Annotated in this window: 5 protein-coding genes and 1 tRNA gene; all 6 read right to left on the reverse strand. The window is 63.2% G+C overall.

Translation table 11 applies throughout. The annotated features are described in order from the left end of the window. Positions 1–450: 450 nt before the first annotated feature. Positions 451–526: transfer RNA gene (locus tag KF886_26335), tRNA-Gly, on the reverse strand. A gap of 100 nt (positions 527–626) precedes the next feature. Continuing rightward, the gene (locus tag KF886_26340; protein MBX3180882.1) at positions 627–2,258 is read right to left on the reverse strand and encodes a hypothetical protein; all 1,632 of its coding nucleotides are present in this window, start codon (positions 2,256–2,258) and stop codon (positions 627–629) included. 661 nt (positions 2,259–2,919) lie between these two features. Further along, the gene (locus KF886_26345; GenBank protein MBX3180883.1) at positions 2,920–3,540 is read right to left on the reverse strand and encodes a M23 family metallopeptidase; all 621 of its coding nucleotides are present in this window, start codon (positions 3,538–3,540) and stop codon (positions 2,920–2,922) included. 101 nt (positions 3,541–3,641) lie between these two features. Next, entirely contained in the window at positions 3,642–4,019 is a 378-nt protein-coding gene (locus KF886_26350) for a DUF4870 domain-containing protein (GenBank protein MBX3180884.1), read from the reverse strand. Positions 4,020–4,033: 14 nt separating this feature from the next. Continuing rightward, positions 4,034–5,152, reverse strand: coding sequence for an amidohydrolase family protein (locus tag KF886_26355; GenBank protein MBX3180885.1), 1,119 nt, complete (start codon positions 5,150–5,152; stop codon positions 4,034–4,036). Between the two features lie 984 nt (positions 5,153–6,136). Then, a complete protein-coding gene (locus KF886_26360; protein MBX3180886.1) occupies positions 6,137–6,547 on the reverse strand; it encodes a hypothetical protein in 411 nt (136 codons plus the stop codon). Positions 6,548–6,751 lie beyond the last annotated feature (204 nt).

A 6,751-nucleotide genomic window follows, 5' to 3' on the forward strand; every position in this document is an offset into this window, starting at 1 on the left:
TTGTGGAGATTGGTACCAAGAAGGGGCCGCAGTATGACAGATAAATCGAGACTTCGCGTCCAACGTCAGCCCCCGAATAGAGTTGAAGGCGTGTCAACGACGCACACCACGCGACATCCTTCGATTCGTAGGTGATACCAATATCAACGTTTTTTGATGCTGCAAGTTACACTACAAAAGGTCAACCCCACGCCCATTACCCCATACCGGCCGGAAAGATTATCTGACCGCTACTAACCAAGAACAAAACGACCGTAAGTATTTCAGGTTCGGTATTTATCCAAACCCGAAGTCCAACAAACCACGCTCTATAAACCGGAAAGGGCCAAGCAGTATTGTCAACGCGATATCAATCGAAATTCGGGCCAATGGAGTCGATAGATCGCCCCAAATTTGTAGTGCAAGGAAAATTAAGGAAAGGCGTAAAGCCTTGGGAGGGAAGAACTTAAATGGAGCGGGACACGGGGTTCGAACCCGCGACATCCAGCTTGGGAAGCTGGCACTCTACCAACTGAGTTAGTCCCGCTCGGGAAGTGAGCCTTAGTCTAGCAGGCGGTGATTGCGGTGTCAAGCGGATGGTGCCGCCTGAAACGGTGACGGCACGGATTCTCGCGCGGGCGGAGTGCTCAGATGTAGATGCCGCCGCCGAATTGGAGGTCGCGTTCGATTTCTACGTTGACGAGGGCGGGTTTTCCGGAGGCGAAGGCGCGTTCGAGGGCGGGGCGGATCTGGCCGGGTTCGGTGACGTGTTCGCCGTGGCCGCCGAGGGCCTGGACGACCTGGTCGTAGCGGGTGTAGAGCAGTTGCGTTGCGACGGGGGGCTTGTCGTGGTAGACGGCGAGCTGCGGCCGCATCATTTGGCCCCAGGCGGCGTCGTTGCCGACGATCCCGACGATGGGGAGGTTGTGGCGGATGGCGGTGTCGTATTCGAAACCGTTGAGTCCAAAGCTGCCGTCGCCGTAGACTATCAGGACGCGTTTGTCCGGGTGCGCCTTTTGTGCGGCGAGGGCGAAGGGCATGCCGACGCCGAGGGTGCCCAGCGGGCCGGGGTCCATCCAGTAACCGTTCTTCGGCACGGGCAGCACCTTGGCGGTCTTCGCGACGATGTCCCCCCCATCGCCGATTACGATCATGTCGTCGTCCACGAAATCGGCGATTTCTCGGCAGAGCCGGTCCGCGTGGATGGGGACCTGGTCGCTCGACGCCGTCTCGGAGAGGGCAGCGGCCCGGGCGTCTTCCTTCGCGCGGAGCGCGGCGGCGTAAGCGCTGAAATCGAGCTGGACGCCGCCGGCGTCGAGGGCGGCGCAGAGCGCGTCGAAGCTGCACGCCAGGTTTCCCACGAGGGCCACGTCCGAGGGGCGGTTCTGTCCGATGAGGGTATTGTCCATCTCAAGCTGGATGATTTTCGCGGAGGCCGGGATGGAATCGCCGAAGGCCAGGCGAAAATCGAGCACGGCGCCCGCGAGGATCACGACGTCGCTCTGCTCGAGGGCTTCGCGGCGCGTGCGGTTGAAGAGGTGGCGCGAGTCCCGGGGCACGGTCCCCCGCCCCATACCGTTGGTGTAGGCGGGCATGTGGGTGCGGTCGAGAAAGCGCGCGAGCGCGGCTTCCGCGCGGGACCATTTCACGCTGGTGCCGGCCATGAGCAGGGGGCGATCGGCGGCGGCGAGCAGCTCGAGCGCCGCGCACACCTGCGTCTTGTCGGGCGCGATGGCGGGGGGCGCGGTTTGAATCCGCGGAATGCGCACCTCCCCGTCCGCCTCGCTCATGAGGATGTCCATTGGGATTTCGAGGAAAGCGGGGCCCGGGATACCGGAGACGGCATGGCGGATGGCGAGCTCGATGTATTCGGGGATCCGGTCGGTGGCGTAGCAGGCGTCCGCCCACTTGGTGATTGGGCGCATCAGCGCGACGTGATCCATTTCCTGGAGCGAGCCGCGGCCCCGGTTGAAGAAGGGGCCCTGGCCGCCGATCACGAGCATCGGCGCGTTGGCGCGCCAGGCGTTGGCCACGCCGGTCACCGCGTCGGTCACGCCGGGGCCGGCCGTCACCAGGGCGACGCCGATGCCGCCGGGGCGAACACGGGACCACGCATCCGCGGCGTGGGCGGCCGCCTGCTCGTGGCGCACGTCGATGATGTCGATCCCCTCCTCCTGACAGCCGGCGTAGATGGGCATGATGTGCCCGCCGCTCAGGGTGAAGACGCACTCCACCCCCGCCGCTTTCAGTGTTTTTGCCGCCAGCTGGCCACCGTGCATTGCCTCGTCTCCTCGTTCGTGGTGTATTCGACTGGGGCCGCCATGGGAGCATGCCGGGTGGGTTCAAGTCAACGTGGTACAGCCATTCATAACGCGTTGCATCACTCAAAGGATGAATATGGACGGCGGCTTCGCCGCCTGGCAGGCGGGGACGCCTGCGCTCCCAGCCTTTGCCGCTTCCTTGGGAGAGATGCTGTAATCTGGTTTGGATTTGGCTGTTGTGGTGAAGCTGAGGCACTTTTTTTCGGAGCAGGCGCCCGCGAATTGGGGTGGGGCGCTTTCGTGGCGGAGGTGTCGGTTGCCTGGTCGGCGACGGGACAGCCGCGCCGGTGGGCAGTGTGGCGGTTTTGATGCGCGCGCTTTCGGTCCCGCGCGGTGCACGTATCCGAGGTGATGGGGCGCCGCAGTCCCTGGGAGTACAGCCATTGATGACGCTTCGCATCACCCAACGGATGAAGTGCTGCCCCTAACGGTTGGCGTTCTACTGGAGTCTCGCACGCTCAAGCCTTCGCGGCGGAGCCGCGGAGCTTGAACGTGGCACCCGTGGCCCCATTTGAAATCTCGGAGCAGTCGCCCGCGATTCTGGTGGGAACGGAAATGCTTACGCGGGTGTGGATGGTTGGCGTCGTGGTTGCCCTTCCCCGCAAATGGCGCGCCTGGCTTATTCTTCGATCGCGGGCAGAAACAGCCAGGGATCGTAGGGCTGCTTGTCGATCAGCACCTCGTAGTGGACGTGCGCGGTCGAGGCGTTGCCGCTGTCCCCGCACAGCCCGATGATCTCTCCCTGAAGAACCTGGGCGCCTTCGGGGACGCTGATTTCGTCGAGGTGTGCGTAGAGCGATTCGAGGCCGTCGCCGTGGTCGATCTCCACCACCTTCCCGTAGCCGCTGCGCACGCCCGCATAGGTGACCACGCCATCGGCCGTGGCCACGACGGGCGTGCCCACAGGCGCCTTGATGTCGATCCCGTTGTGCATCTTGTTATTGCGGCCTCGTGGCCCGAAACGGGAGATGACGATGCGCTCGGGGTGCTCCATGGGCCAGATGGAGGGTTCACGGGTCCATTCCGATGGAACATAGGTTTCCGACGTTACAAACCGGCGAAAACGAACATCGCGCAGCGACTGCGTCTGCACGGATCGCGGCGGCGCCGGATCGAAAACCACCGCCCCGCCCGCAGTGCCGGAAGCGCCGGAAAAGGTGGCGCAACCGCTGATGGAGGCAACCCCGGCCATCAGGGCGATGATCAATACATATAGCGATTTGTGTGTGTTTTTGTTCATTCGTGCGAATTATCCATGAACCCCTGTCCGGCCCCCGCGTGTGGACGCGGCGGCGTACTCTAGCCCATGCGCGCGCTCCGGCGCAACCCGTTGCCGTTCTCTTAGAGCACCCGAAAGGAGAGCGGATAGCGTATCCAGCGCCCGCCGGATGCCGCCAGCGCCGCCCAGAGCGACAGCACCCACACGCCCGCGACGGTCGCCCCGATGACGCCGGGGAGGAAGCGCACCGGCAAGAGGCCCGCGCCGCTCAGCACGACGGCGACGATGGCGATCGCGCAGATGCCGAGCGTGGCGGTGATCTGGAAGTTCACGGCCTCCCGCCCGTGGTGATCCACGAACGCCGAGTCCCCCTTCAGCAATTGCCAGACGAGAAAGGGCGCCACCACGTGCCCGAACGGAATGAGCCCCGCGAAGGCCGCCAGGTGGCACCCCATCGCCCGGCGGCGCTCCGGCGGCGCGGGCATTTCGGTTGTGGGCATCGATTCTTCCGCGCTCATCCGCGCCGCCGATAGGACGCCTGCGGCGGCGGCGGGAGCGCCTCCCCCGGGGCGCGCGTCACGGGGCGCACGTTCAGGCGCGACCAGTCCAGCGCGCGGGTGATTTGCGTGCCCGAGGGCTTCAGCGCCCGAAAGCGCTCGTAATTCCGGTAGAGGATATTCTCCAGCAGCGGCGCGGGCAGCGCCAGGCCGCGCAGGGTGCGCCCCGGGAGCAGTTCCGTGGTGTATTGATCGCGGGACAGCATGTCCAGGTAGGCCGCCGTACGCGTGCGGTACCACGCCAGCGGCTGCGGGCGCAGCGAGGTAATCACATAGTCGGTCCCGAAGATAAAGCGGTCCGGAAACTCCTCGAACAGGGCGCGAAAGCCCGCCGGATTCTTCGAGACCCGGTCCAGGCCCGTCTTCAGGTAGTCGTCGTGACCAAAGCTGATGTCCACGTACATATTGGGGAAGGTCCGCAGCATCTCGCGCAGCCGCGAATGCGCCATGGACGAGAGGAAGTAGTGCGGGGTGTTCACCTTGAGGTCCGGATAGCGCGTCAACACCGCCACGAATTCGTCCAGAAAGCCCGGCTTCGCCGGATTCACATGCAGGCACACCGGCAGATGTTGCTCGGCCAGGTAGGCGTACACCGGCATCATCCCCGGGTCGTCCATCGCCACGGGCCGGAAGATGTAGGTGTTCTGGCGCGTCGTGTAGCCGTGCCCCAGGTAGAGCTTCAGGCCCGTCGCCCCCTCCGCCACCAGCGCCTTCAGCTTCTCCAGCTTGTCCGGATCCGTCGGATTCAGCGTCGGCCACGCCTCCAGCCGGTCCGGGTGCGCCTGCGCCATGGCCACCAGCGCCGCGTTGTTCTCGTCATAGCGCGTGAAGCCCGCGCGCTCATACAGCGCAAACGTGAACCATGGGCTCCCCACCAGCACCGTCTTCCCGATGCCCAGCGCGTCCATCTGCGACAGAAGCGCCTCCAGGTTCTCCTCCCCCTGGATGTGCTCGTGCGCGTTTACAATCCGCTTTTCCTCCACGAGCCGCGGGATGGTGAGATAGGAGGCGGACTCCTGCGCCCGCGCAACGCCCCACGGCCCCGCAGCCAGCGCCGCCAGGCACACCCCGGACACCCACCCCCGCAACCACGCGGGGCAGGAGAACAATCGCCCCGCGGGGCGCCATGCGCGCGCGGCAAGCCGCCCGCGTACTGCCAGATGCATCATGCCGAAAAGTGTAGCAAGCCCCGGGAAGCCCTTCAAGCGGCGCGATCGCCCCCGCACCACGCAATGATTCCGCCTCCGGCGGATTCGTGTGCCTGGAGCAACGCCAACCCAACACCGCCACAACCACCCCGCACACACGAGCGGCCCAAAAGGAGGTTAGGCATCCCTGCCTGACCCAACACACGTTCAGCATCCCAACGCTCCCTCATCCCCTGCAAGAAAGCCCAGGCATCCTGCCTGAACCCACCCTTTCACCACCTGACACAGTCACAACTGTCAACAGCCAACTGTCAATTGTCGACTGCCCTCAGGTGTGCCACGGTCAAGCCCCCCGGGGCTTGCCCGTGTCAGTCCTCCCCAGGGACCGACACGCCAAAACCACCACAATCATGCCTCCCGCCGCTACCCCGACCGGGACAGGCGCGCGCACCGGCGGTGTTCGGGAAGGGCGGCGGTCTCCTGCGCGGGACGGCGGTCTCCGTGCGCGGGATCGAGGATCCCAGCGCGCACCCGTCCCTTGGCGGCGCAAGGGACGTACCGCCGCACAGGCGCCAGACGTTGCAACAGGCGCACCGGCGTCCAAAGGCGCCCGGTGCGTCAACGCGTCACGCCACACCGCGGGGGTATGTCCCGACCGGGGTTGGGCCGTTGCGCGTGGCATGCCATAGGTTTCAAGGATCTGCTCCCGTCAAGGCATGCCCCAAAGTGTGCCACGATCAAGCCCTCAAGGGCTTGACCGTGTCAGTCCCCCCAGGGACCAACACGCCAAATCCACCCGAATCATGCATCACGGGGATACAGACATGACTCGGAGGACAGTGTGATATCCTGTTCTTAACTGTAGGAGTCTCTCACTCCCAACATCTTGCCGGCTTATCCCGGCGCTTCTCCCTAATATTCCAATCTGTCCTCGTTAGCGCTTATATCACCAAGACACTCAACTCCTACACCTGCTTCTTTTGCTTTTCGCAAGTGTATATGAATACGCCCCAAAAGGTCATCGCTTGGATACGAAGCCGTATAAAACGCCCAGTATGATTCAGTGAAGTCCTTACAAACATGGATGGTGGCATCTGGAATAGCTCCCAACTCCCCGCGAAGCAACGACCAGCCATCGTCGATATTGAAACTAGAACCCAATTTTCCCACTTCTGTCCAAGGCGAACGTTGTAAAAACAACCACCACGACTCGTACTCCTGGAGTCTGTCACGAATTTCTTCTATCCGCTCTATATTCTTTTCGGCGGCCCCCAATTGGGCCAAACAGGCGCCAGAGTCAAAACACGACACAACTGCGTTCATATCCTTGAACTCCGACACCACGTCGGTCTTGTTCGGAAGCGTTTCCAATAAGACGGCTAAATACCCATTCCCGAACACCTCGGTAGAAGCCAGTATTAGCGCATGCCCCAAGTCTGTGACGGTTTTGAATATTTCGTTACCTGGATTGACTGTGTCGTACCCAATTTGAAGAAGCGTAATTCTTTAGCGGAATGAAGCTGGCTC

It is taken from the genome of Candidatus Hydrogenedentota bacterium (assembly GCA_019637335.1).
Classification (GTDB): domain Bacteria; phylum Hydrogenedentota; class Hydrogenedentia; order Hydrogenedentales; family JAEUWI01; genus JAEUWI01.

What these genes read in the sequence shown, in the direction of transcription:
- KF886_26360 (MBX3180886.1), bottom strand. Translation starts at nt 6,547, where the DNA reads ATGAACGCAGTTGTGTCGTGTTTTGACTCTGGCGCCTGTTTGGCCCAA.
- KF886_26340 (MBX3180882.1), bottom strand. Translation starts at nt 2,258, where the DNA reads ATGCACGGTGGCCAGCTGGCGGCAAAAACACTGAAAGCGGCGGGGGTG.
- KF886_26345 (MBX3180883.1), bottom strand. Translation starts at nt 3,540, where the DNA reads ATGAACAAAAACACACACAAATCGCTATATGTATTGATCATCGCCCTG.
- KF886_26350 (MBX3180884.1), bottom strand. Translation starts at nt 4,019, where the DNA reads ATGCCCACAACCGAAATGCCCGCGCCGCCGGAGCGCCGCCGGGCGATG.